This is a genomic window from Scardovia inopinata JCM 12537 (genome assembly GCF_001042695.1).
GTDB lineage: Bacteria > Actinomycetota > Actinomycetes > Actinomycetales > Bifidobacteriaceae > Scardovia > Scardovia inopinata.
The window spans coordinates 1,743,955-1,769,015 of the sequence record NZ_AP012334.1 but is presented as its reverse complement, the minus strand read 5'-3'; the positions used below and the strand labels follow the sequence as shown (position 1 = coordinate 1,769,015).

The window sequence follows — 25,061 nt, the reverse complement described above, 5'->3', positions numbered from 1 at the left end:
AAGTATGCCTCCCCTTTACGATGGTAACAAAACTAACGATAACATAACAAATAGAATAAAAATAATACTGTATATAAACGTTGTAGGATGTGTACCGTCCCGTTGCGCTACAATTTCTTTATGTGGAGCATATTCGATCAACAAGCGCAGAAGGCGGGGTTCTTCCCCAGAGTCTGAAAGTTCATGTGCCAGGCAAGCTTTACCTTATGGGGGAGTACGCTGTTGTTGAAGGATATCCGGCAATAGTAATGCCGGTGGATCGGTATGTGACTGTTAGTATTCATGCCAGGCCTTCTGTTACTGAAGACTCTTTGCTTATCGGCTCGACGCTCTTTCCGCAGGAAGAAAGAGAGATTCTTTTTACTCACCTTGACAGCAACCTCGTTAATCCGGAGGATCCTCTCAAACAGATTCTGGTATCTGCCCTCCTTACCCTCAGGTATGCCAGCGAGTGCGGAGTACCTTTGCGGTCCTGCTCCCTGGTGATCGATTCCCAGCTGGACGATGCGACGACAGGACGGAAATTTGGATTGGGATCATCCGGAGCTTCCATGGTTGCTGTTGTCCGGGCTCTGCTGGATTTTTTTCTGGTCCCGGAGCCTACCAATGTTTCACGTGAAACCCTGGTCTACAAACTGGCTTGCTTTGCTCTGACAGTGGTGGGAGACAATGGATCTGGGGGAGATATTGCTGCTTGCGCTTGGGGCCGCCCCCTTTATTACATAAGGCCTCAGCGGGAGTGGCTCTTAAACCGGGTGCGGGATCTGACTCGTGAGGAGCGGCTGGCCGATACCGAGCAGCTAGCCCATAACGAACGGCTGAATCAGGTGAATCAGCTGGATTCGCTGTGTCAAGTGAAGAGCTTGCGGTCATGCGAGACGAAGATAAGCCTATCCGCCTTGGTAGCTGCTGACTGGCCAGGTTTGGTTATCGATCCCTGTCAGATTTCTCCTGATATCAGCTTTATTATTGGATGGACTGGGTCTCCCGCATCTTCTGATAAGTTGGTTTCTGCTATGGCAGAATACAAGGCTCAGAATCCGAAGGATTTCAAGAGTTATTGCAGACGAACCGAAGAGATTGTCAATACTTTTCGGCAGATCTGTTCTACACATGCTCAGGCTGCATGTTCTCTTATTTCCCAGGCTGAGCAGGCTATGGAAGATTTGTCTTGCAAGGTTTCGGCTCCCATTGAAACACCGAAATTACATCGTTTGGTAGAAATAGCTGCCTCCTGCGGTTTTGTTGGGAAAATTTCAGGAGCTGGAGGTGGGGACTGCGGCTTTGCCGCGGGTACGAATGGCAGCGCCTATAAAATCACCAGACTTAAAGCACTGTGGCAGGAGGAAGGTATTATTCCCGTGGACTTCAATTTTTTGCTCAATTCTGAATCTCACGAAGGCGAGGCAGGGGAGAACAGGACAGAGAGTATTCCCTCTGCACTCAGTAAGCCCAACTCGTCCCTGATAGATGATCGCAACCTTATCGCTTCCCGCAAGGAAGACCATGTGCGTCTGGCTAGGGCTCAGCAGGCTAGGGCTCAGCAGAGGAATCTGGGTGAGGAATATCAAGGTAGAGTTTATGATGAGTTGGACTCCTGCGAATTTATTCATACCAGTCTTCCCGAAATCAGTATAGATCAGGTTGATATCAGCACTGACCTTGCTGGTATTCGCCAAAATAAGCCCTTCTTTATTAACGCTATGACCGGTGGAACGGAGTTGACCAATGAGATAAACATGAAGCTGGCTCAGGTTGCTGGTAGAACCGGGACTCTTATGGCCCTGGGATCCATGAGTATTTTGGTCAAGAAGCCGCAGGTCAGAGATCTGTACCGCAGACTGAAGCAGGAAAATCCGCAGGTTAGCTTTATTGCCAACCTGGGAGCTGAACATTCGCCTGAATCTGCCCTGGCTGTGGTGGAGGCTGTTGACGCTCAGGCTTTGCAAATACACATTAATCCAGCTCAGGAAATAGTGATGCCTGAGGGATCACGGGACTTTCGGGGGTGGGTCGACAATATCACAAATATTGCAATTGCAATGAGAGAACGGTCCATACCGGTTATTGCCAAGGAAGTCGGTTTTGGTATGAGCAGGCAAACAGCTCAGATTTTGAAAGAAGCTGGAATAACCTATATAGATGTGGCAGGCAAGGGAGGGACTAACTTTATTACCATTGAAAATGCTCGTCTGCGCGAGAAACAGGGTCGATCCAGTGGCCAGACGGAGCCGCGGCTTGGTATTTCGGATTTTTCCTACCTGAAAAGCTGGGGAATTTCCACCCTGCGCTCGCTGATAGAAGTCAGGGGGGTTGAAGGTATTGTTCCTATAGCTTCCGGAGGGGTGCGCAATCCATTAGACGCAATAAAATACCTGGCCCTGGGAGCCCGGACTATTGGCCTGTCAGGAATCTTCCTTGATTCTGTTATGACTCGGGGGATTGAAGGAACAGTTGACCTGGTGGAAACATGGCAGGATCATATTCAGCGGATTTTTACCCTGTTGGGCGTGCGCACTATCCAGGAGTTGCAGGAGAAGAGCAGGATGGTCTTCCCAGCCTCTTTAATTGAGTATTGTCGGCAGCGGGGTCTCACCCTTCCGGATAGTTCTAATTAGCAGCAGGTAATTAGCAGCAGGAACTTTTAATTCCTGTCCCGGCATGCACCGGTTGAGGCACGAACGATCAGCTCAGGTTCGTACAGGAGAACATCCCTTTTTGCTGCCAAATCCGAATCTGCCTGCATGGCCAGCAGGCCGTTCATCAGGGCCTGACTCATAATAGTTACAGGCTGGCGGACGGTTGTCAGGGCAGGGGAAATATAGTTCATGGCGGTGCTGTCGTCATAGCCAATAATCGATACGTCATGTGGAATATCCAGTCCCAGAGAGGCTGCTGCCTTCATAGCTCCCAGAGCCAGTTGGTCACTGGCGCAGACAATAGCAGTAGCGCCATGGAGGAAAAGTTTTTTGGCAGCCATTTGACCGGAGCCAATCCCATATGTCGTCCAGGCTGTCAATCTGCTGTCATGCTTGAGTCCTCGGAGCTTAAAGAAGTTTTGCGCAGCAAGATACTTATTTCGGGTGGGATAGTGTTCCTTGTCCCCTAAAAGAAGACCAATTTTTTTGTGGCCCAGGTTAGTCAAATGGTTGAGAGCCATAGTCATGGCAGCTGCATCATCAGACTCGACATAATAGCCGTCGACCCCATGAGCCGAAGCGTTGAGAAAGGCCAGGGGAATTTTCCTGTCTGCCAGGTCCTGATAAATGCTTATATCAGTCCCCACAGTGTCATAGGTGCCTGACAGGAAAATGGCACCGGAAATCGGCCGCTCTTTCAGCATAGCCAAATAGGAAGTTTCTGATCCCCCCATGATGGTGTAAACACAGAGGATTGGAAGAATCTGCTGTTGAGCCATGAGGATGGAAATATGAGTGGTGAAGGAAGAAAAAATAGGGTTTGACAGATCGGGCGAAATCAGGGCAACCAGTTTGGAATCTGCTGCCTTAGCGCTTTTCCTCTCTATTCCTAGTTCCTGCATAGTTTTTAAGACACTCTGACGGGTGTCGTCGGATACGCCAGGCTTATCGTTAATCACTCGGGAAATAGTAGCCTGGCTTACTCCTGCTTTTGTTGCAATATCAGCAAGGGTTCTTGTTGGCATGATCCTTTTCCTTCATTTGTAATATGCCTATTATTTCCAGCTAATACGACAATGATATAAAGGGCTGAAGAAAGAAACACGCAAGAATAAAGCAAATTTGCACAAATATTTCAATAAGTTTACAATAGAAAATGCGATCCACAACCACAACGTCGGTGGGAGGATCAGCAGAAAGAAAGTATATATGGAGGATATTCAATGGCAAAGAAAAAGTATGGCTGGAAATTAGCGGTTGCAGCTGTGGCCGCCGCTACTCTGCTGTCCGGCTGCGGAGCTTCCAGCGGTGGTAAGAAAAGTTCGGATGGCCGTCCCATCGTGACCGTTCAGGTTGTGAAGGATGCTCGCACCAAGAAGATGGCAAGCCTTCCATGGACTAAAGATTTGGAAGCTAAGTGCGGCTGCGATATTCAATGGCAGGAAGTAGCAGCCTCATCATGGGATCAGCAGAAGAAAGCTGCCCTGGCAGCAGGAGAAGTCGCTGATGTTACCATAGGCGGTTTCGGTTCAGGAGATATGGGTGAATACGGCAGCCTCTTCCTGGATCTGAAGCCGTATGTGAAAAACATGAAAAACTTGCAAAAACTTTTCAAAACTGAACCTTATTCACGCGTTATTTCTACCACAGCAGACGGGAAGATTCTCGGTACCCCTACTGTTGGGCGCTCTGTAACTGCCCGTACTAGTAATCATATGTTCATCAATAAAGCCTGGCTTGATAAGCTGGGCCTTCAGGTTCCCCAGACGTGGGATGAGCTGGAGAAGGTTCTGATTGCCTTTAAGACCAAAGATCCTAATGGTAACGGGAAAAATGACGAGATCCCCTTGGATTTCAACTCTCCTGGTACAGGTGGTTTCGGTCTTTTCCAACCCAACGTCCTGCTTTCCAGCCTGGGTATCGTTGTTCCCAATGGTCCTTTGGGTATGTATGTTGACAACGGTAAGGTCAAGAATTATCTGACTGATTCCCGCTACAAAGAAGTTATTCAGTTCCTGCACAAGCTCTGGGTCGATGGGGTTATCTCTTCCGAAGCGTTCACTCACGATTGGTCCAAGTACACCTCCACCTCCAAGGGTGAAGGAAAGACAGCCAAGGTAGGCATGACCTGGATGTGGACCCCGTCCGACATCTTTGGTGCTCAGCTGGCTGACCAGTACATCACCATTCCTGCCCTCAAGGCCAAGAATGGGCAAACTCAGAAGCTTGTCTGGTCCTACAACGGTGATGATCTGGCTTATCAGGCCGATCGTGCTGTCATTTCCAAGAATGTCGCCAATAAAGATGCTGCTCTTAAACTGGTAGATTCCTTCTATAGCCCTGATATATCTGTCCAGATGCGGTACGGTGCCTTCGGAACCTGTGTCAAGAAGAATGGACCGAACAATTACACCGTTCTAGATCCTCAGGATAAAACCAAGAACGCCTCTGACTGGCAGTTTACCAATGCTCTGGCTGATGGAGCTCCTGCCTGGATTGGCGACGATATGAAACTGAACCTTCCTTCTCAGCACACTGAGTACCGGTCGGTAGATGCGGTTTATGACGTTAATTACAAGAATGTTGATTTCAATAAGGACATCTTGTATGCCAATATGCCCATGACCACTGAGCAGACTCAGACAATGAACGAAAACAACACAGGTATTACCCAGGCTGCCATGAGCAAGTTCGCTAAGTGGGTCACCAAGGGTGGAATTGACAAGGAATGGGATGCCTACGTTGCCAGCCTGAAGAAGAACAAGCTTGATGAGAATATCAAGATTGAGCAGCAGGTTTACAACGCCTTTAAGAAGAATATGGACACCATTGGTGTCAACCTCAACTCGACTAAGGAGTAAAAGAAGCCGCTGACCTCCCCTTCGGCTCCCCGGCAGTGGGGCCGGAGGGGGCAGGCGGAAATTTAAGAAACTTTTGCAGGGCCTGCACCAGAGCTCTTTGCGCAGCGCTTTCCCAGCAGAGGTATTTACCGGAGAAACCCATGACAGAAAAACAACGGTCCTGCCTTCCTGAAGGCGTCAAGACAAACGGATCCGACCCCAACCCTTGGTGGTCAAATGCAGTAGTTTATCAGATTTATCCACGGTCATTTTCGGACAGTAACTCGGATGGTTACGGTGATCTTAACGGCATCAGGAATAAGCTTCCTTATCTGGCTGATCTGGGTGTGGATGTTGTCTGGCTAAGCCCGGTTTACCAATCTCCCCAGGATGACAACGGCTATGATATCTCCAATTATCAGGATATCGACCCCATGTTTGGCTCTATGGAAGACATGGAAGCTCTCATTGCCAGCGCTCATCAGTTGGGCATAAAGGTTGTCATGGATTTGGTAGTGAATCATACCTCTGACGAGCATGAGTGGTTTATAAAATCTGTGAAAAAAGAACCCGGATATGCAGATTGGTATTGGTGGGAAGACGCCCGACCTGGACACATTCCCGGGATGTCAGGGGCTGAGCCCAACAAGTGGGGGAGCACCTTTGGCGGGTCGGCATGGGAGTATTCACCTGAAAGGGGCCAGTATTTTCTTCATACTTTTTCTCCCAAACAGCCGGATCTCAACTGGGAAAATCCGCAGGTGAGGCAGGCAGTTTACCGAATGATGAATTGGTGGCTGGACAAGGGCGTGGATGGCTTCCGCATGGATGTGATTACCCTTATTTCCAAATGGACGGATTCTCAAGGGCATCTGCCGGGGGTAAGAGGCAGCCAGATTGCTGATCTTCCAGCGGGCGAAGAAGGTTATTCCAGTCCCTGGCCCTTCAGCATGGATGGGCCTCGTCTGGATGAATACTTGCAGGAAATGCGGTCGGAGGTTTTCTCTTCCCGCCAGGGCTATTTAACAGTGGGGGAGGCCCAGGGAATCAGCCCTGAACGCAATCACTATATTACCGATCCGGCTCACGGAGAGCTGGATATGCTCTTCCTCTTCGATCATATGGGAGTGGATCAGGAAGGTGCTAAGTGGAATATGAAGCCTTTGGATCTTCCCAGGCTCAAAGAGGTCATGCGTTCTCAGCAGGAGGCAGTGGCTCAGTCTGGCTGGTCAAGCCTTTATTTTGGCAATCATGATCAGCCTCGGATTGTGTCCCGTTGGGGCGATACCAGCAGCGAGAGCCGGAGGGTACAGTCGGCAAAGGCCCTGGCTCTCCTTCTGCATCTACACCGGGGAACCCCGTATATTTATCAGGGTGAGGAACTGGGTATGACTAATGCAGGCTTTACCCAGCTGGATCAGTACCGGGATCTGGAATCCATCAATGCTTATAAACAGCGGGTTAACCAGGCTCAGATTCAGACGCCGGATTCTATGATGGAATCTTTGGCTCAGGTCAGCAGGGACAATTCCCGTACTCCTATGCAGTGGGATGATTCTCTGTATGCAGGATTTGAAGATTCTTCTGCCGCCCAGGCTCCATGGATTGATGTTAATATAAATAAAAATACCATCAATGCTGCTAGCCAGGTAGGGGATCCGGATTCAGTCTTTACTTTCTATAAGAAGCTTATTAATTTGCGGCACACCAATCCAGTGGTGGCGGCCGGGGCCTTTACCCTGCTGGACTGCGACGATCCGCATATTTATGCTTTTACCAGAACCCTGGACCAGCAGTCCCTGATGGTGGTGGTAAACGTCTCCTCTCATGAACAAGTTTTACCTAAGCAATCCAAGGATTTGCTGTCTGAGGAGCTGAGGGATCTGGCAGGAGACCTTCACAGTCAGAAAAGTGCTGACAGAATCCTTATTGCCAATATTTCCAGTTCTGATCTTGAAAGCGTGTTCGAAACCGGCATTGTTCCTCCATGGGGCGCCTTCGTATACAGCTTGACCGAAAACGATAAGGAAAAGTGAGGGGTATAGTAATGTCTACTCAGCAAACTTCCATTCACCTGACAGCGGCTGCTGCTCACGGTTCTGGATCTGACCCGGCCGGCCGGCAGGCAGTCGTTGACAATACAGCCCTAAAACGGCACCAGCCCTGGTTTAAGCGCCTGGCTTCCCACATTCATCTGTATTGGCAGCTGTGGGCCATGCTCATACCGGCTATTATTTTCACGGTTATTTTTGCCTACGTTCCCATGTATGGGGTACAGCTGGCTTTCCGCGATTATGATCTGACCAAGGGCTTAACGGGCGGAAAGTTCGTTGGTCTCAAGTATTTCCGCCGCTTCTTCAATGACCCCATGTTCGGCGAGATCATTGGTAACACCATCCGTATCAGCCTGTGGACCCTGGTCATGGGATTCATTGCTCCAATTATTCTTGCCCTCCTGATTAACCAGATTGGCAATTCTAAGGTCAAGAGCTTTGTACAGACCATCACCTACATGCCTCATTTTATTTCTACAGTGGTTATGGTCTCTATGATTAACATTTTCCTGGCTCCCGGCAATGGTCTTTTGGGACGTTTCTTCGGCAAAACCAGTTTGTTGGGCGAGCCCAGCGCTTTCACCCCTATCTACTGGATTTCTGAAATCTGGCAGCATACGGGCTGGAACTGCATTATTTACCTAGCAGCCCTGTCTTCCGTTGATCTGGCCCTTTACGAGGCCGCCCGCATTGATGGAGCCGGACGTCTGCAGTTGATCCGGTATGTGGATATTCCTACTATTATGCCCACTGCCGGGGTTCTCCTGATTATGAATATGGGCTTCGTTCTGGGCGTTGGTTTTGAGAAGGTTTGGCTGATGCAGAACACCCTGAATGTGACTGCATCTGAGGTTATTTCAACCTATACCTACCGGATTGGTATTTTGGATAATCAATTCTCCTATTCCACAGCAATCGGTTTATTTAACTCAGTGGTCAACTTCTTCTTCCTGATTGTGGCCAACATGATAGCAAAGAGGGCAAGCGATGTCAGCATCTTCTAAATCAGCCAAGCCGGAGATCTCGACAGTCTCCTATTCCCAGGCTCCCAAATCGCATATTCCCAGCAGTGATGTTCCCTTCAACAAGCATCACCATCAGAAGAAAACGGTATCAGACTGGGTGGTAGATAGTATCATTACGGCCATTATTATCCTTATTGTTGCTGCTATCATCTATCCGCTCTGGTTTATTATTATTGCTTCCTTCTCTGATCCCAAGTATGTTGCTACCGGTCAGGTAACCCTCTGGCCCAAGGGAGTCAGCCTGAGCGGATACGCTCAGATTCTGCAGGATTCCCGCATTTGGATCGGCTACAGGAATACGATAATTTATTCTGTTGTTGGTACCGCAGTCAACCTTCTGGTTACCATTCCGGCCTCCTTTGCCCTCTCTCGCAAGGAATTCAGGCCCAGGAGGGTCATCATGTTCCTCTTCGCCTTTACCATGTTCTTCTCCGGCGGCTTGATCCCCAGCTACCTGCTGATGAAGCAGCTTCACCTGCTGAACAGCATGTGGGTCTTCATCCTGCCTGGTGCCTTTGGGGTTTATAACATGATTATTGCCCGCTCCTTCTTCGAGACTTCTATTCCAGAGGAGCTTCATGATGCCGCCAAGGTGGATGGCCTGTCATACTTTGGTTTCTTTATGAAAGTGGTTCTGCCCCTGTCAAGTGCCATTATTGCCGTGATTGGCCTCTACTGCTTTGTTGGGCATTGGAATGATTACTTTACTGGTTTGATTTACATTCGCAACCAGGATCAACAGCCCCTACAGAATGTTCTGCAGATGATTCTTCTGGCAAATCAGACCGATCAGGGCAGCGTTGGCATGACCGCTGCCCAGTCGCAGAATCTGGGTGACCAGATTAAGTTTGGTATTATTATTGTTTCTACCCTTCCCCTCTTGGTGATTTACCCCTTCCTGCAGAAGTATTTCAACAAGGGCGTGATGATTGGAGCTGTCAAGGGATGAAACGGTTCGCAGTCGGGTATGAATATTTCTGTCGCATAGTTCTCATGATCTTTGTGGCCCATATAGCCTTCATTGTCCATACACTGTTGGGTGCTGTGGTCCTGGGACTTTTCCCCTCCATCTCCGCCACTTATTCCACATACAGGACGTGGGTTTTGGATAAAGACAAAAACCGGTCCTGGACTGTGCGGCGGACCTGGATAGTTTTTCACAGGTCCTGGGTGGATGACTTCTCGGCTGCGAACATTTTTGGCTGGATTCAGCTTATTGTAGGGGCTCTTCTGGCTTGGGATTATTATCTGGTTAATTTCAACAATATGGGCCGGCTGGGTTTTGCCGCCTCCGGCATCCTTCTGGCGGTCAACGTTCTGTATATTCTTTTCGTGATTATCTCCTGGGCGGTGAGATCCAATTACGATGAGAGTATGACCTGGGTGGCCCGTATGTCGGTCCACATGATTATTGCCCGTCCCCTCTGCACTCTTCTGTTGATTGCCATGATTATCATAACCGGCTATCTGTGGTACCACTGGATGGGTCTGCTGGCTGCTTTTGGGCTCAGCCTTCCTGTTTTCCTGATTATGGTCACTATTTATTCTTTCGGCCGTCTTCCGGGTATGAATGCTCAGGCGGAGAAGGAGTCGCAAAAAAGATAAAGATACAATTATCAGCAGATCAATTAAGTACCGTGATGCACATTCCTCATCATTGGCGAGAACGGCATCATCAAAAATTTGCGTGGAGCTGAGGAGAATCGAACTCCCGACCTCTTCGATGCGAACGAAGCGCGCTACCAACTGCGCTACAGCCCCAGAGTACTGCCTCTGTATCAGTACTCTGCCTACTATACCCGTCCCGGGCGCCAGGGCAGGAGGGACGTGTTAAGCTTCCTTTTCCCCGGTGCTGTTCTCAGTGCCACCCGTTGTTACTGTTCTAGCTGGCTTTTTGCCTTGTTTTTTCTGCCGTTCAGGTGAGCCTTGATCAGACCCACAAAAGTTGGTATCAAAGAAATAAGCAAAATCCCTACAATCACCAGCTCAAAATGTTGCTGGACAGCAGGAATGCCACCAAAGAAGAAGCCCAGAAGGGTAAAAAGCGAACTCCAGATCAGACCGCCCAGAAGACTGAAGGGAGCAAATCTGTGCCATTTCATACCACTGATACCGGCAAAGAAGGGCATAAAGGTGCGGATAAAGGGGAAGAAACGCCCCAGAAAGACAGCCAGAGGCCCCCACTTATCTATCATTCCCTGAGTTTTGGCAATGCGCTCGGGAGTCAGGGATTTTACCTTACCCGATTCTACTATCTTTTGACCGAAGAAATGACCAATGAAGTAATTGCACTCATCACCCAGAATAGGGGCTGCCCACATGAGTGGCAAAAGGATTCCCAGAGTTAGAGGATACTTGGGATCGGCAGCGAAATAGCCTGCGGCAAAAAGAAGCGAGTCGCCTGGCAGAAAAGGCATAAAGACGACGCCGGTTTCAATAAAAATAATTAGAAAAATAATCGCGTAGGTGGGGGCCAGCCCCAGAGTGGTGATCCAGCCTGCAATTGCCGTCCTGGGGTCTTTCAGAAGCCTAACGAAGAAGTTGATAACGCTCATTCGTCTTACTTTACACAAGAAGCTTGAGAAGAGAAAGAGAGACTAAATCCAGCTTTGTAGCCACATATGACTGTACCAGAAATGATAGGGGACAGGAATAGCGGTCCAGATGGGGAAGAAGTAGGCGGAAACCAGAAGAATTGCTCCAGTTCCCAGGAACAGAATAATCCTGTAAATGCTTGCTGACAATTCCTGCCGCAGCCAGTTGAGCACATAAATAATGCTCAAAATTACCCAGGGGAGGAAGGCTACTGCATAAAAATTGAATGTTGTTCGATTTTGGTATAAAAGCCAGGGAGCCCAGCCGCCTACCCAACCGGCCAGGACAGCTGCTGCCCGCCAATCGCCGCGTTTGGCAATAAGAACAATAACCAGGGTAAGGATGGCGCAGAGGGATCCGGTCCACCAGAGGAGAGGATTGCCCAGGGCAACGACGTCGGTCACACAGGTGGAAACTGGATTAGTCGGGCACAATCCAGGACGTCCCTGAGGCTCGCTCCACCAGAAACTAGTAGGTCGGATTTGCAAAGGCCAAAGCCATGCATTGGCCATATAGGTATGAGGAGTGTCAAGAGAAACGTGGAATTGCCACATTTCTCGGTGATACTCAAGGAAAGATCGCAGGCTATCCGGCAGCCATGTTACCCCCTGCCCAGGGTGGGCTGCTGCCCAGGAATGCAGGTAGGAATCAGGATGAATAAACCAGCCCGCCCAGGTTGCCAGATAGGTCAGGGCAACTGTGGGAATCATATAAAGAGCGGTCGGCAGTCCATCCCGAATAATGGCGCTGACAAACCAATTTTTATACCCCAGCTCATGCCTGGTGTAGGCATCCCAGAATACGGAGATGAGGGCAAAAACAGCAAAGAAATAAATGCCTGACCATTTAATGCCGCAGCTTAAACCCAGGAGGATGGCTGCTGCCAAGCGCCACCAGGAAAAGAAGACCAAGGGGCCAGGTTGAATGCTGGGGGTCTGACGGCTGATCAGATGTTCATCGGCGTAGTCTGTCAGCCTTCCTAAGGCCCATTCCCTGTGGTTGAGCAGGCAGAGGAAAGCTCCCAGGGCCAAGGTCATAATGAAAATATCAAGGATTCCTGTTCTGCTCATGACAATTCCCAGACCATCAACACTGAGGAAAAGACCAGCCAGAGCAGTGAGGGGAAGATTGTGGAAAAGCTTGAGAGTTACCCGGCACAGGAGCAGGATTCCCAGAGTCCCTGCCAGGGCAGTGGCAGCACGCCAGGCAGCAATGTTGCCAGCACCGCCGAAAAGTTCCAGCCCCAGGGCAATAAACCATTTGCCTAGAGGAGGATGAACCACATACTCAGCGCTGGCCAGCCAGCCGCCTGTGTGGCCGTGAGCAAAGAGTGTGTTGATTCCAGTGCCGTGAATCTTGGTCGGCCAGTCGCGGGCTTCTCCTGTAAGCAGCATAGTCCAGGCATCTTTGACATAGTAGGTTTCGTCAAAAACAATTCCTGCCGGCTGCCCCAGACGGATGAATCTCAGCAGTCCTCCGAACACGGTTACCAGGAGGGGAATTATCCATCCCATGACTTTCCAGCCCTTTGGTGTGGCACAATAGGATTTCAATTGGTCGCAGCGGAGGGACAGGCCGGGAAAAGAGGTCTTGTGGGAGGTAATTCGATTAATTCTGTGGCCGGTATTCGTTTGCCCATGGAGAACCTGTGGCACTGCCCTGTGCTTGTTGTGTGGTTTTGGTTTTGAGACAGGGCTTGGGTTTTGGGGAGGAACTGGCGCAGCATGACGGATTATTCGGTTTTTATCTGCATGCAGTCCCATTACCGTACCTCGCAAACTGATGAATCTACTGATTTGTTTTATTATTTACTGTTATTATGCTGACTTAATTCTGACTTAATTGTGCAGTCCCAGGCTGCATGGTCAGCATTAAGAGGGGCAAGCAGCCAGAGGCCGCTTGCCCCCTAATAGTACTCATTTTCTGAGTATAGTCGGAGGGGACTAGGTTTAAATTTAAATAATCCAGTAATCTGTAAGGCGTATTATTACAAGCATCAATGATGGGCCTTGTAAATGCATGAATTGAGGAGTTTTCTGCAAGAAGGTGAGGCTCACAAGAAAATGAATAATGCTAAGAAGGGGAGAATTCCAGTTTCAATTCTTTCTCAATTGTGTAATGCAAGTCAAATAATTTCGCACTGGTTTCGCTCTAATATGGATTTAATATACCTTATAGAAGGCTAATAGCATTTATCAGATTTTGAATGTGAACCATCGACTGTTGACTACAGCTAATTATAATGAGCCTTTTTGTCCTGCTCATTCGTAATTTAATAGTGGTTTCAGTCATGGGGAATGATAAAACAATCAATGGTGTGCTCTCTATACTATGAATCCCGAGGGTTTGAATATTCGATATTTCAAATTAAAAAATCCTGTAGAAACGATTGAAAGACCCATATTCGACAGATAGTAAGAGTGACTTATACAATTAAGCATAATAAATATAAAATAAATATAAGAAGAGCCAGGGCAATAATTTCTATATAAATTCGTGAAAAATTTTGAAGGCTCAATAAATAAGTGCAAATGCCAATAATGATGAGCAAGGCAGTTGATAACAGTGTTTTCTTTTTTGCTGACTTAATTTGTTCCATGCACAGGCTGCTTTCTCTTTTATCGGGGAAGAAAGCATCAAGGAAGCTCGCTATTGTTTTTAGATCGCCTAATGGAATGAGAGAATATTCCTTTCGGGAAGTGCCAAAGCCTCCAGTACTTACGGTAAGTTGATATCTATGGACTAAGCGCATGAGTAGATTCTGCGATACCGTTACCGACTCAATCCTATTCATAGGAATAAATTGAGCTCTTGGGTTAATAATGCCAGCTGAATAATCATACCCATCAGTAGTCCTTACTACTGTGATATTGGAAAACTGTACCCATGAACTAATAGTTCCGTAAGCAAGACCGAGAGCTATGACTAAAATAGCAATTCCCACTTTCGTCGCAGGAGTTAAAGCAAAAAAAGATAGAGCCTCTTCCACACTATCATCGCTGTATTCTTGATGGAGAAAAATAACACGAATTATAGCATAAATTGTAGGAATGATAACCAGGAATTGAGCATAAGTGAAACCAATCAGAAAGTAATCTTTTATTGACAAATGTGGGAGGAGGGATGTGGCTATTGTACTCGTTCTCTCGGTTGCACTTGTTCTTTTTCTACTTGCTGTATGCGACTCCATCACATCATCTTTTTCTGTAGACTGAGCTGCAGGAGATTGGTTGTGTAAAAATGATTTTATAGTCAGAGCTTCAGAACGTGGAATTGCAAAGAGCACGATCTTCTGTTCATCGTTCGTATATTGCATAAGCTCAATTTGCTGAAGATCCTTACTTCTTAAAATTGGATCCGTTACAGTGGCTGCCGATCGAATATCTTTCCACTGAATGACTTTTGTTCTTTTGTTAAACACCCCGGTCGTAAGAGTCAGTCCATGAGGGCTGATTGCATATCGAGTTGTTGCCCAATCATAGAAGAGAAAATATATTCTAGTGAGAATATAATAAATTAATATTCCTATGCATAGTATACGAATTGTCCCCCTAACGGATGCAATAACCGCCACAAGAACAAAGATCGCTGTAGCAGAAGGAATGATAGTTTTAACTAAACGACTGATTATCATCAATGGATGAAAAGATTTCATTCATTATCCTTTATTGAAGCAAAGCGCTGCAGCAGATCAAGAAGTTTACTGACATCTTCATGGGAAAGATAAGGGAGATGCATTTCTTCAGTAGTGGCAGTTATTTTTATTCTTGACTGCTGGAAGAATGAAGCTATGGGATCGTTGGTCTGAGAGAGCATTGTTATCCTTGCTATAGGAATAATTTTTGTTCGTATCAGCAGTTTCCCCTCTTTGAGAGTAAGAGCTTTGGAGTTGAGAGATATTACTGTAGTACGAATTCTTCGAGGAATGAAAAAAAGAAGATCACAGGGTGATGCGAGGCATATAAAAATAATTAGTGCATAACAAATTCGTTTGGTTACCAACGAATTATTCAGGAATACAGCAATTGACAAAAGAGCAATTGCAATGATGGCAGTGCCGATAGTAATAATTTCTTCTCGAAGTATTGCATTTTTCGGTGGGCGGAAAGTGTATACTGTATTACTGCTATCTGTCTTTTTTCGTTCATTATTCATGGCTGTTTTTGAGATAATCGAAGTATGCATCATCCACCTTTATCCAGAATAGTCCTGACCTGTGCCGCTTATGTGAAGCAAGCACATAAGATTGTGGGTAGATTGAAATGTTGTTAGCATCCTTTTTGATCTGCTGATCTTATATATCTGACGTGATAGGTTACCACTATGGATACAGGGGGCATGAATATGCAAAGTTTGGATTCTCTGCGGATATTTAAGCCCATGCAGGGGAAAGTCGTACTGGCGGCAACACCCATTGGGAATACTTCTGATGCTTCTGCCCGTCTGGCGGCGCTTATGGAGCATGCCACTATTGTTGCTGCGGAAGATACCCGTCGGCTCTATGATCTTGCAAACCGGATGGGGATACGGGTCGAGGGACGGGTCATTGCCTATCATGATCATAATGAGCGTCAGAAGGCTGACTCACTTTTGGATCAGGTTGAGGCTGGGGCTACCGTTCTGGTGGTTTCGGACGCAGGCATGCCAACTATTAATGATCCTGGCTTGGCGATTGTCAGACGCGCTATTGAGCGCGGTCTGCCGGTGACCTGTGCACCTGGCCCTTCTGCCGTCTTGGATGCTTTGGCTTTATCTGGTTTGCCAACGGATCGATTCTGCTATGAAGGATTTCTTCCCCGTAAACACAGCGAGCGCCTGAGGGCTCTGCGACTGATTCGGTCGGAAGCCAGAACAATTGTCTATTATGAGACCCCTCATCGTATTTCTGATTCCATGGATGATTTGTTGGAAATTCTTGGCCCCAACCGTCCTATGGCTCTTGCCCGCGAGCTGACAAAGGACTATGAGGAGGTTCGCCGAGGAAGCGTCAGCCAGATACGTTCAGGAGTTATAGCCGACCCTCCCCGGGGCGAGATAGTTCTGGTTATAGCTGGTTCTGGTTATCAGCCCAAAGACAAGAGTCTGCTGTCCAACCCAGCTCTGTCTGCTTCCTCTGCTTCCTCTGCTTCCTCTGCCTCATCTACCGATGCGCTGTCAGCGGAATCCGTGAATTCTCTAGATTTTCTTGCCCGTCTATCTCTTGATTATTCCAGGAAGAACCAAGTGAAAATCAAACAGGCAATTTCCCGGATTATTCCTGACCATCCTCTTGCTGACGGATCCGTGGCTAAAAGCAAGGATGTATATGCTGCCGTCCTGCGGCTTAAAGATTAGGCATCAGTCTTCTATGTGCCTGTCTTCATCTGCGTCCAAAGCAGCAAACAGAACAGTGAAGCAGTCCTTAACATGGGGCCCGCCTGCTTGAGAAATGTACTCCAATAAGTCCGGTTTTGCCCGAGGATTAGCAATCACCCAACAGCGCAAATCGGGAACATTCCTTGCTATATACCACAGAACAGCCTGATCGGTACTGCTGACAGCCACATAGGGAGTTAGCCGGAGTGGAGGAGGAGGGGGATGCAGCGGGTCTGCATAATGTGCCGAATCCTGGGGGCTGGTCCTGTACCTGTGATTACTTTGTTCGGATTTATGCTTAAAAAGTTCCGGTTGATTAGTGCCTGTCGTGTCAGAAGGCGATGAATATAAATTAAACGAATGAAGCATACTTTTCGTCCTTACTGGCAGAGGATTTCACGGTTGAAGCGGCGTCCATGAGATTTTTGAGCTGGGGGTTATTAAAGGTCATTACTCCTTCTTCATGCCCCCGCCACCGGGGATGGTTCCATAGTGCCTGCAAACAGTCATGACAGGTAAACCCGCATTTAATTGCTAAATCACCTATAGTTTGGTAGGCATTAAGTTCTTTTTTCTCCTGTGCTGTCAGACAGGACAGATCACAGGCTGTGCGCACCGGAGATGTCAGACGAACAGTTCCCACATATGACACCTGTTCAGGGGAGATTTCGCGGGAATTGATCCGTATTTGTCTGCCGTAGAGCAAGGTTCTGTAGTGGGAGTGAGAAATGAGATCAATCGTGTGAGGGAATTCTTCTCCACCCAGCCAGATCCATGCGGCCAGCCAGCCGCAGGGAACTGTTCCATAGGGGATAATACTGCGGACGATCAGTGCTCGCCCCTGGGCATCTTCAGCCTGGCTACGGGTAAAGAAGGAATCTTTGTCTAAGAGGGTGATGGCTTGCGAACAGAGGAGCCGCTGTAAACCAATATTTCCGCTCAACTGGCCAATTCGAAAAATTGGAGTTCGTTTCTGGTTTGTTCGTCCTCGCAGCTTGTAGAAGGAAACATGCGTGTTTGTCGACCCTGCTGCCTGTGGCCTTGGGGCTGCTTCCAGCCTGTGGCTCCCCAGGCCTGGGGTCTCCGGCTCACTGAGAGATTGATATTCCATGATGTCATTGCCACCTTTCGACTCTGTGTAGTCATAGCATATTCCTTCTGGAGCAGCAGGAGAAAAAATTCTGAAAAATTGTGGACAAGGGGGATAAGTGTCTGACATTTTCTGCTTATTGTGCATATTTGTCTGGTTACTCACTGTGTCAGAGCGATTGATCCCCCTTGAGGAGAGGGTAAGTCCTACTGTCTTCACCAAACGTCCTGTGGAAAACTGTTTTGCACAGGGATTACCGTGGATAACCCGACCATGAAGAAAGCAGTCTCTTTGTCTGTGTTGCTAGGGATAATCGGCCTTATGAGTCATGTATTAGTAGCTGTAGCTTGGCCATATGCCAACGGGCCAAGGCATATAGGGCATGTAGCCGGATTTGGTGTACCTTCAGACGTTTATGCCCGGTATGAGCGCATGAAAGGGAATGATGTGCTCATGGTGTCAGGAACTGATGAGCATGGAACGCCTATTCTGGTTCAGGCAGATGCTGAAGGGGTTTCTGCTCAGGAGTTGGCGGACCGGTATAACAGGGTTATTGCCCAGGATTTGTGCAATTTGGGTTTGAGCTATGATCTTTTTACTCGTACAACTACAAAGAATCACGAAAAAGTTGTGCAGGATATGTTCAAGCAGTGTTTAAAAAACGGATATATATATCAGGGCACCCAGATGGTTGCCATTTCTCCTTCCAATGGAAGGACCCTGCCGGACCGGTATATTGAAGGAACCTGCCCCCTGTGCGGTTACGACGGTGCTCGCGGAGATCAGTGCGACAATTGCGGCAATGAACTGGATTCCATTGATCTGATCAATCCTCGGTCGAAGATTAACGGTGAAATTCCCCGCTTTGAAGAGACTGACCACTATTTCCTGGATCTTCCAGCTCTGGCTGAAGCTAATTTAGCCTGGCTGAAGACTCGAAAAAATTGGCGTACCAACGTTATTAATTTTTCCCTTGGTCTCTTTGACGAGGTGAAGCCCAGAGCTATTACCCGTGACATAAATTGGGGAATTCCTATCCCTGTGGATGGTTGGGTTGATAATCCGGATAAAAAGCTCTATGTGTGGTTTGACGCCGTGATTGGTTATTTGTCTGCCTCCATTGAGTGGGCTAGGCGACAGGGTGATCCTGATTTGTGGCGTCAGTGGTGGAATGACCCTGAATCACCTGCCTATTACTTTATGGGTAAAGATAATATTACTTTTCATTCTCAGATTTGGCCGTCAGAAATTTTGGCCTATAACGGAGAAGGCAGCAAGGGCGGGGAACCCGGTGGCCTGGGTAGGCTCAACCTGCCCACAGAGGTGGTTGCCTCGGAATTCCTGTCTATGGAAGGCAAGAAATTTAGCTCTTCCCGTGGCATTGTTATTTATGTAAAAGACATCCTCTCTCGCTACCAGGTAGATGCTGTCCGTTACTACATTTCTATTGCCGGTCCTGAAACATCGGATTCCGATTTCACCTGGTCAGAATTTGTGCGGCACAACAATGAGGAGCTGGTTTCCAGCTGGGGCAATCTGGTTAATCGTGTAGCTGTTCTGCTTTATAAAAATTTCGGCCAGATACCTCAAATTGAATTGACTGCCTTAGAAGATATGGACAGGGACTTGCTGAAGACGACTGAAGAGGGCTTCCACACAGTCGGATCCCTGATCGAATCGCATAGGCAGAAGGCGGCTCTGACTGAGGCCATGCATATTGTTCAGGAAATTAACCGATATGTTTCTGCTACCGAGCCTTGGAAGCTTAAGGACAATCCGGAACGGCTCGCAGCTGTCCTGCATACGGCTGCTCAGGCAGTTATGGATGCCAATACCTTGCTTGCTCCCTTCCTGCCTCATTCTGCACAAAAAGTTTATGAAACTTTGGGGGGTAAAGGAACTTTCTCTCCTCTTCCTCATCTTGAAGATGTGCAGGATCTGGATAACCCTGACTTTACCTACCCCATTATTACCGGTACATATAAGCTGGGCGAGAATGTAAGGCCCTGGAAGCGGCAGGAGATTACTGCCGGAACCATTATTGCCAAGCCTTCTCCGATTTTCCAGAAAATACCGGTTGAAGCGGTTCAAGAAGAGCTTGATCGCTTCCAGCGAGAGCTTGCCGCTCGTCAGGAGAAAGAAGCAGCACGTCTGGAAACAGAAAAGAAAAAAATCGCTGAAGAGGGGGAGCCCATTGCTAAAGATGGAGAATCAGAATAAGAGTGCAGCATACATAAAAAATAAAAGTACCTGTACCGGTACCTATACCGTAGGTTCGGAAGGCGATTATATGCAGCAAAAGGTCTTTTTCTCAGACTTCTTTAAGGGAAACGCTGGGGAAGTATTAAGGATTGGAGTCTTTAATAATAACTACCAACGCAATGTTGGCTAAGAGATACCCACTCTTAATAATTGAAACCTTTCTTCTCTCCTTCTCTCTGATAGCCCGGCTTGTTCTTAAGTCGGGCTTTTTCTTTCCCACTTAGGTTTCCCACCTAAATCTCAGGCTTAGGCTTAGGTTTAAGCTCAGGTTCAGGTTTAAGCTCAGGCTAGGCTTAAGCTTATGCGCCGGATCCTAGCAGACCCAAGCAAATCCAGCATTCTGCCCATGCTCATGCGAATGAAAGACAGCCCAACCGAAGACAGCCCGAATGAAAGGCAGCCTAAGCCAGGGCGTTCATCTGGGAAATATGGAATTTATAATTCAAAAAGAGAAAATCATAGTCATACTCATCCAAGACATCATGGACCCGGTCTATGTCCCAAGGCTTTACGGTCTGGGTATGAGGGAAGGGCAGGGCATGCAGGGTCGTGGTAAAGTGCCGCAAAACAGTGTTCTTCCTCGTCTTGATCTGCTCGTTATACCGCCGGGGCAGTATCTTACGGTCTCTCGCCAGACGATTGATGGCAGTCTGATCGCACAAAAACATTCTCTTTGCTTGGCACATCCGCCGGCACTTGGCAAACAGACCACTGTCATATATTGCAGCCATATTCAAGAGTAAGACCCCTGAGTTCACATAGTTGCCTGGAAAGGTCAAACCGGCGGTGGGCATCAGGCGACCATAGTGGTCTGGTACCCCTGCTATTTGAGCCTTGCCCATATCCATAGTAAAGAGTTCAATCGGATCCTTCCGGCAGATCACGTCGGTATCCAGGTAGAGAATCCGGTCAGGCAAATCAACCAAATCGGAGTAGAGGCGAAGCATACAGTAGGGGGAAAACCGAGTTTTCATATTGGCTGTTGGGGGCTCATCATGAAACTGACGGCTGATGTCTATCAGAGTCACGCTGCCACCCTGACGGGACTTCTTCACCAGGGCATCTAGATACGCAATATCACCAGCAGTTATGGGGTCCCACACATGGTCGTCCGTCCTGATGGAAGCTGTCAAAACATAAGCATTTACAGGATCAGAAGATTGGTCAATCAGAGATAGCAAGGAGATCAGCAGTCCATCACGCATGCGGCTATCGCCGCAATACAAAACATCCATCAGGCCCGCTCCTTGCTGTGACTCCCGCTGTTCTCTGCCTGTCCTGTCTGGTTTACCTGGTCTGCCCGATCCTGTCGTCGGTATGAGGCATAGCGGTAGGTAGAAACTGCGCTCCGGGCAACCATTGTATCGTGAATCGTCGTTCGCAGCCGCTCTTCCTGTCCTTCTTTTCCGTCAGGGAAAAAGGGACCGTCAATATAGATGGTAACCCTGGGGCGTTTGAATAAGAGCCTCTTTTGATAGGTCACTGTTGAACAAAAAGAAGGAAGACCATAGCGGGCAGGGTAAGCAAAAGACTTGGCTGAATAGGGACGGATTCCCGTATAGTAGGGCCAGACATGGGCTTCGGGGTAGATAGCGATGGCTGTTCCCTCCTTAACCAAATTATCCATCTCCATGTGAAAGGCCTGGTGCTGTTCAGGAGTATGGGGAACGGGCAGCATATTAGCCCACTCAAGAATGTGGCCAATAAGAGGAATGCCAAAATTTGCCTGACTCATCATAGCTGAAACTGAATGTGGATAGTTAAGCATAATCGTTAAGGCAACATCACCCAACGGAAGGGTATGGTTCCCGTAAATGAAAAAGGACTTTCCTGCCCATGGTTTAAGGATTTCTTTGCCTTTGAAGCGCACCCCAAGCCAGAATCTAGCATAGGCTCCAAAAACCAGATAGAAAATGGTATAAGCGCACAGATACAGAAAGCGGAAAAGGCGTCCCCGGTGATACCACACGTGGGAATCATCAATCTGGTAGTGCTGGTTGGCTGTTTCTACCAGATCATCAGTGACAGTTGAATAGGCGTACTTTTTATGGGCCATATTTTAGTCTTGGCCGCCTTCTGAAAGGTCAGCCTGTTTACTCTCGGCCTGTTTCTTATCCTCATCCCCAAGCTGCTGGGTGTTAGCCTCTTCCTGAGCAGGCTCTGCATTCTCGGGATGCCAACCGGCAATATCAGATACATCAAAGGGGGCATCTATGGATTTACCATAGATCCGTTCGTAAGCTGCCCTGCGCTGGGCATCGTCAGCCAGGCGCATCCTGGTACTGTTCTCCTGGGGACTAAACGTTGGATCTGGGTAAAGGGTATCCAAAACATGAACAATATACCGGGTTTGGTTGAATTCAGGATCAGATTTTTCAGGTTTGCCAGTGTCTATGGGCTCAGTAAAAAGCGACACGATGGGAACGTTTAGCTGGGCTGCGTAATCATAAACTCCATGGCGGCCAGGCCTGGGCCGGCGGTAATTAAACCACATCTGCTCTTCCGGGTATATAAGAACAGCCCCATTGCTCCTGAAAACCCGCAGCATTGCCTCGGGGAAGAGGGTGGATAAATATTTATGATCTTTTACCAGAGGAATGGTATCGAAATATTTAAAGATATAGCCTACCCAACCGGTCATTCCCAAATTTAAGGCCTGGCTGACTGCATAAAGCCGCTTCCACCCAGCTTTGCGCATAGTTTTATGCAGAGCAAGGTTTTCCAGCGGATTGAAGTGGTTAGCTGTGACTAGAACACCACCGTGGACATCCTTCAGTTTTTCCAAACCTTCAATCTGAGTGTGACGACTGAATATAAATTCAGCTGCTCTCAGCCCTGTTCGAACAAGGAAATTATTGATTTTAAAAGTAACCGTCCGCATACGTTCAAGCTGCTGTCTGGCCATTCCTGTCAGCTCTTGTTTGTCTATTACCGGATCCTCAGTCTCAACTGGTTTATAGGGAGTATTGTTTTCAATTGCATGACGGATGTTTTCCGCAACAGCATGTTTTTTCCCACCAATAATCATATGTATGCTCCCGTTCCTGAGCTTAGTTTTCTCACCTGGTAAGGCGTTTGCAAGATTGCCTTTCTAAAATACACATTTTACTGGATGGGTTAGAGAGCAGGAGAGGATGGCAAATACGGCCAAGAATATACAACTTATAATTATGCTGGTAGAGATAGGGCGCCATAAGTTTTTGTATTCTGCCGTTATCTACAGAGTATGTGAAGTCTGACTCATAAATATAGAAATGAGCGGGTGATAAAAATCGACAAGAGGAGGCCTCATGACTGCAGCTGACGGACAGAAAAACTCCGTTAAGAACCCCGTAAAAAAATCCATCACTGAACTGATTGGCAATACCCCTCTAGTGGAGTTTGTCCATGTGGAAAAAGAAAAGAATCTGAAAGCTCGGATTTTCGGCAAAGTTGAATCCTTCAACCTGACTGGTTCCACTAAGGACAGGGCTGCCCTCTATATGATTGAGGATGCTGAGTGCAAGGGCAAACTCAAACCAGGGGCAACCATTGTAGAGCCTACCTCCGGTAACACAGGCATTGGTTTGTCGGCCATTGGCAGGGCTAAGGGCTACAAGGTAATTATTGTCATGCCGGAGACTATGTCTGTAGAGCGCCAGCGGCTGATGAAGGCCTACGGGGCTGAAATCGTTCTGACTGAAGGATCTAAGGCTATTTCCGGTTCCATTGCCAAGGCTAAGGAACTGGTTGAAGAGATTGACGGCGCCTTTATGCCTGATCAGTTCTCCAATCCTGCCAACGCCAGGGCTCATTATGAGACGACCGGTCCGGAAATTTGGCGCGATATGGATGGGTCTGTTGATATTTTCGTGTCTGCAGTGGGCACTGGCGGTACTATTACCGGCGCTGGCCGCTATCTGAAAGAGCAGAACCCTCAGGTAAAAGTGGTGGCTGTTGAGCCTGATGCTTCTCCTGTCTTGTCTGGAGGCAAGCCCGGCCCACATAAGATTCAGGGCATTGGTACCGGCTTTGTTCCTGCCGTGCTTGATACATCCGTTTTTGATGAGGTCATTCGGGTAACCAACGAGGATGCCTTCGCTGTTGGAGCTGAGCTTGGACGCAAGGAAGGTCTCTTGTCTGGTATTTCTTCCGGTGCTGCTGTTAAAGCTGCCTTAGAGCTGGCTGGGCGCGAAGAAAATGCCGGTAAAAAGATTGTGGTTATTCTGCCTGACTCCGGCGACCGGTATCTGTCGACCCCTTTGTTCGCCTAAGAGCTTTCAGTCGGGCTTACATCCGGGACTTATAACATAATTCACAATATATTTAATATTTATTATTTATATACATATATATTTGTGGCGATGCTTTTATGACTCAATCAGCAAACGACAATTTATTTCGTCAGATTCTCGATCAGATGAACGGTGCAGATGAATCCTTGCTTGAGGTTCCCCAGCCTGTTCCTGACCGGAAAGAGGCTGTTGCGCTTGTTAAGCTGACTCAAAGGGTGATTCTTCCTCAGTTTTACCACTATGAAGATTTGAGTCAGCAGGAGGCGTTGGAAGAACTGTATGCACGCCTGCAGGGCCAGATTCGTCTAGCCCTTAGGGTGGAAGAGAAAGATTGCTCTTCCTGCGGCAATCTGGCTCAGGGATTTGTCAAACAGCTGCCCAGAATCAAGGCAGAAGTCCTTACTGATATTCAGGCAATTTATGACGGGGATCCATCTGCTCCTTCCCGACAAGAAGTGGTTGCCTGTTATCCTGGTTTCTATGCAACCTTTATCTATCGCATAGCCCATACTCTTTTTGACCTGGGCGTTCCTTTTATCCCCCGAATTATGAGTGAGTTTGCCCATGAGAAAACGGGAATCGACATTAATCCCGGAGCTGTGATTGGGCAATATTTCTGCATCGACCATGGTACTGGCGTGGTTATTGGGCAAACTGCTCGTATAGGTTCCCATGTTCGCATTTATCAGGGAGTAACCATAGGGGCAAAATCGTTTGAGATAGATGATTCAGGCAGCCTGGTCAAGGGCGGTAAGCGACACCCTGATATTGGCGACCGGGTTACCATTTATGCCAATGCGACTCTTCTGGGCGGTCATACACGGATTGGAGATGACAGCGTTATTGGGGCCAACGTATGGCTGACACATTCGGTTGAACCAGGCTCTGTTATCACTTATCTTCCCAGCACGAAAGACAATCGTTAGA

General features: G+C 47.9%; 20 protein-coding genes and 1 tRNA gene. 10 read left to right on the top strand and 11 right to left on the bottom strand.

The window, feature by feature from the left end; all coding sequences use genetic code 11:
- Nucleotides 1-122: 122 nt before the first annotated feature.
- Complete coding sequence (gene fni, locus SCIP_RS07880; RefSeq protein ID WP_081442777.1) at nucleotides 123-2,618, top strand: type 2 isopentenyl-diphosphate Delta-isomerase; 2,496 nt, start codon at nucleotides 123-125, stop codon at nucleotides 2,616-2,618.
- 26 nt (nucleotides 2,619-2,644) lie between these two features.
- On the opposite strand, the gene SCIP_RS07335 is transcribed toward fni, so the two are convergent.
- On the bottom strand, nucleotides 2,645-3,664 hold the full coding sequence (locus tag SCIP_RS07335) for a LacI family DNA-binding transcriptional regulator (RefSeq protein WP_006292401.1): 1,020 nt from the start codon (nucleotides 3,662-3,664) through the stop codon (nucleotides 2,645-2,647).
- Between the two features lie 198 nt (nucleotides 3,665-3,862).
- Between SCIP_RS07335 and SCIP_RS07330 the strand changes: the two genes are divergently transcribed.
- From SCIP_RS07330 to SCIP_RS07310, 5 genes are all read left to right on the top strand, one after another.
- Nucleotides 3,863-5,500, top strand: a complete 1,638-nt coding sequence (locus SCIP_RS07330) for a type 2 periplasmic-binding domain-containing protein (RefSeq protein WP_006292400.1) — start codon at nucleotides 3,863-3,865, stop codon at nucleotides 5,498-5,500.
- Nucleotides 5,501-5,640: 140 nt separating this feature from the next.
- Nucleotides 5,641-7,515: a glycoside hydrolase family 13 protein gene (locus SCIP_RS07325; RefSeq protein ID WP_006292399.1), complete on the top strand. Its 1,875-nt coding sequence runs from the start codon at nucleotides 5,641-5,643 to the stop codon at nucleotides 7,513-7,515.
- Between the two features lie 11 nt (nucleotides 7,516-7,526).
- Complete coding sequence (locus SCIP_RS07320) at nucleotides 7,527-8,537, top strand: ABC transporter permease (RefSeq protein ID WP_081442776.1); 1,011 nt, start codon at nucleotides 7,527-7,529, stop codon at nucleotides 8,535-8,537.
- On the top strand, nucleotides 8,521-9,507 hold the full coding sequence (locus SCIP_RS07315) for a carbohydrate ABC transporter permease (RefSeq protein WP_006292397.1): 987 nt from the start codon (nucleotides 8,521-8,523) through the stop codon (nucleotides 9,505-9,507). The genes SCIP_RS07320 and SCIP_RS07315 overlap by 17 nt, the downstream gene beginning before the upstream one ends.
- Complete coding sequence (locus tag SCIP_RS07310) at nucleotides 9,504-10,163, top strand: YesL family protein (protein ID WP_006292396.1); 660 nt, start codon at nucleotides 9,504-9,506, stop codon at nucleotides 10,161-10,163. Before SCIP_RS07315 ends, SCIP_RS07310 begins: the two co-directional genes overlap by 4 nt.
- 83 nt (nucleotides 10,164-10,246) lie before the next feature.
- Here SCIP_RS07310 and SCIP_RS07305 read toward each other — a convergent pair.
- From SCIP_RS07305 to SCIP_RS07610, 5 genes are all read right to left on the bottom strand, one after another.
- Nucleotides 10,247-10,319 (bottom strand) — tRNA-Ala (locus SCIP_RS07305).
- Between the two features lie 113 nt (nucleotides 10,320-10,432).
- Entirely contained in the window at nucleotides 10,433-11,113 is a 681-nt protein-coding gene (locus SCIP_RS07300) for a VTT domain-containing protein (RefSeq protein WP_006292395.1), read from the bottom strand.
- 42 nt (nucleotides 11,114-11,155) lie between these two features.
- Nucleotides 11,156-12,808, bottom strand: a complete 1,653-nt coding sequence (locus SCIP_RS07295) for a dolichyl-phosphate-mannose--protein mannosyltransferase (protein WP_231851926.1) — start codon at nucleotides 12,806-12,808, stop codon at nucleotides 11,156-11,158.
- Nucleotides 12,809-13,578: 770 nt separating this feature from the next.
- Nucleotides 13,579-14,808: a PH domain-containing protein gene (locus tag SCIP_RS07290; protein WP_006292393.1), complete on the bottom strand. Its 1,230-nt coding sequence runs from the start codon at nucleotides 14,806-14,808 to the stop codon at nucleotides 13,579-13,581.
- Complete coding sequence (locus SCIP_RS07610; RefSeq protein WP_050752350.1) at nucleotides 14,805-15,338, bottom strand: PH domain-containing protein; 534 nt, start codon at nucleotides 15,336-15,338, stop codon at nucleotides 14,805-14,807. Before SCIP_RS07610 ends, SCIP_RS07290 begins: the two co-directional genes overlap by 4 nt.
- A 153-nt stretch (nucleotides 15,339-15,491) precedes the next feature.
- Between SCIP_RS07610 and rsmI the strand changes: the two genes are divergently transcribed.
- The gene (rsmI, locus tag SCIP_RS07280; protein ID WP_231287998.1) at nucleotides 15,492-16,487 is read left to right on the top strand and encodes a 16S rRNA (cytidine(1402)-2'-O)-methyltransferase; all 996 of its coding nucleotides are present in this window, start codon (nucleotides 15,492-15,494) and stop codon (nucleotides 16,485-16,487) included.
- A 3-nt stretch (nucleotides 16,488-16,490) separates the two neighbouring features.
- Here rsmI and SCIP_RS08530 read toward each other — a convergent pair whose 3' ends face one another.
- Nucleotides 16,491-16,877 carry a variant leucine-rich repeat-containing protein gene (locus SCIP_RS08530; protein WP_407695019.1) on the bottom strand — a complete coding sequence of 129 codons (387 nt, stop codon included), beginning with the start codon at nucleotides 16,875-16,877 and terminating at the stop codon, nucleotides 16,491-16,493.
- Complete coding sequence (locus tag SCIP_RS07270; protein ID WP_144427356.1) at nucleotides 16,861-17,619, bottom strand: hypothetical protein; 759 nt, start codon at nucleotides 17,617-17,619, stop codon at nucleotides 16,861-16,863. Before SCIP_RS07270 ends, SCIP_RS08530 begins: the two co-directional genes overlap by 17 nt.
- A gap of 300 nt (nucleotides 17,620-17,919) precedes the next feature.
- Here SCIP_RS07270 and metG point away from each other — a divergent pair, with 300 nt between their 5' ends.
- A complete protein-coding gene (metG, locus tag SCIP_RS07265; protein WP_006292388.1) occupies nucleotides 17,920-19,818 on the top strand; it encodes a methionine--tRNA ligase in 1,899 nt (632 codons plus the stop codon).
- A gap of 443 nt (nucleotides 19,819-20,261) precedes the next feature.
- On the opposite strand, the gene SCIP_RS07255 is transcribed toward metG, so the two are convergent.
- From SCIP_RS07255 to SCIP_RS07245, 3 genes are read right to left on the bottom strand one after another with little or no spacing between them, the layout of a single operon-like run.
- The gene (locus SCIP_RS07255; protein WP_040590348.1) at nucleotides 20,262-21,095 is read right to left on the bottom strand and encodes a glycosyltransferase family 8 protein; all 834 of its coding nucleotides are present in this window, start codon (nucleotides 21,093-21,095) and stop codon (nucleotides 20,262-20,264) included.
- The gene (locus SCIP_RS07250) at nucleotides 21,095-21,916 is read right to left on the bottom strand and encodes a lysophospholipid acyltransferase family protein (RefSeq protein ID WP_006292385.1); all 822 of its coding nucleotides are present in this window, start codon (nucleotides 21,914-21,916) and stop codon (nucleotides 21,095-21,097) included. The genes SCIP_RS07255 and SCIP_RS07250 overlap by 1 nt, the downstream gene beginning before the upstream one ends.
- A gap of 3 nt (nucleotides 21,917-21,919) precedes the next feature.
- Entirely contained in the window at nucleotides 21,920-22,888 is a 969-nt protein-coding gene (locus SCIP_RS07245) for a lysophospholipid acyltransferase family protein (protein WP_006292384.1), read from the bottom strand.
- Between the two features lie 262 nt (nucleotides 22,889-23,150).
- Between SCIP_RS07245 and cysK the strand changes: the two genes are divergently transcribed.
- Nucleotides 23,151-24,113 (top strand): cysteine synthase A, encoded by a 963-nt coding sequence (gene cysK / locus SCIP_RS07240; protein ID WP_006292383.1) that lies wholly within the window; start codon nucleotides 23,151-23,153, stop codon nucleotides 24,111-24,113.
- Nucleotides 24,114-24,211: 98 nt separating this feature from the next.
- The gene (locus SCIP_RS07235; protein ID WP_006292382.1) at nucleotides 24,212-25,060 is read left to right on the top strand and encodes a serine acetyltransferase; all 849 of its coding nucleotides are present in this window, start codon (nucleotides 24,212-24,214) and stop codon (nucleotides 25,058-25,060) included.
- The last annotated feature ends 1 nt before the right edge of the window (nucleotide 25,061 follow it).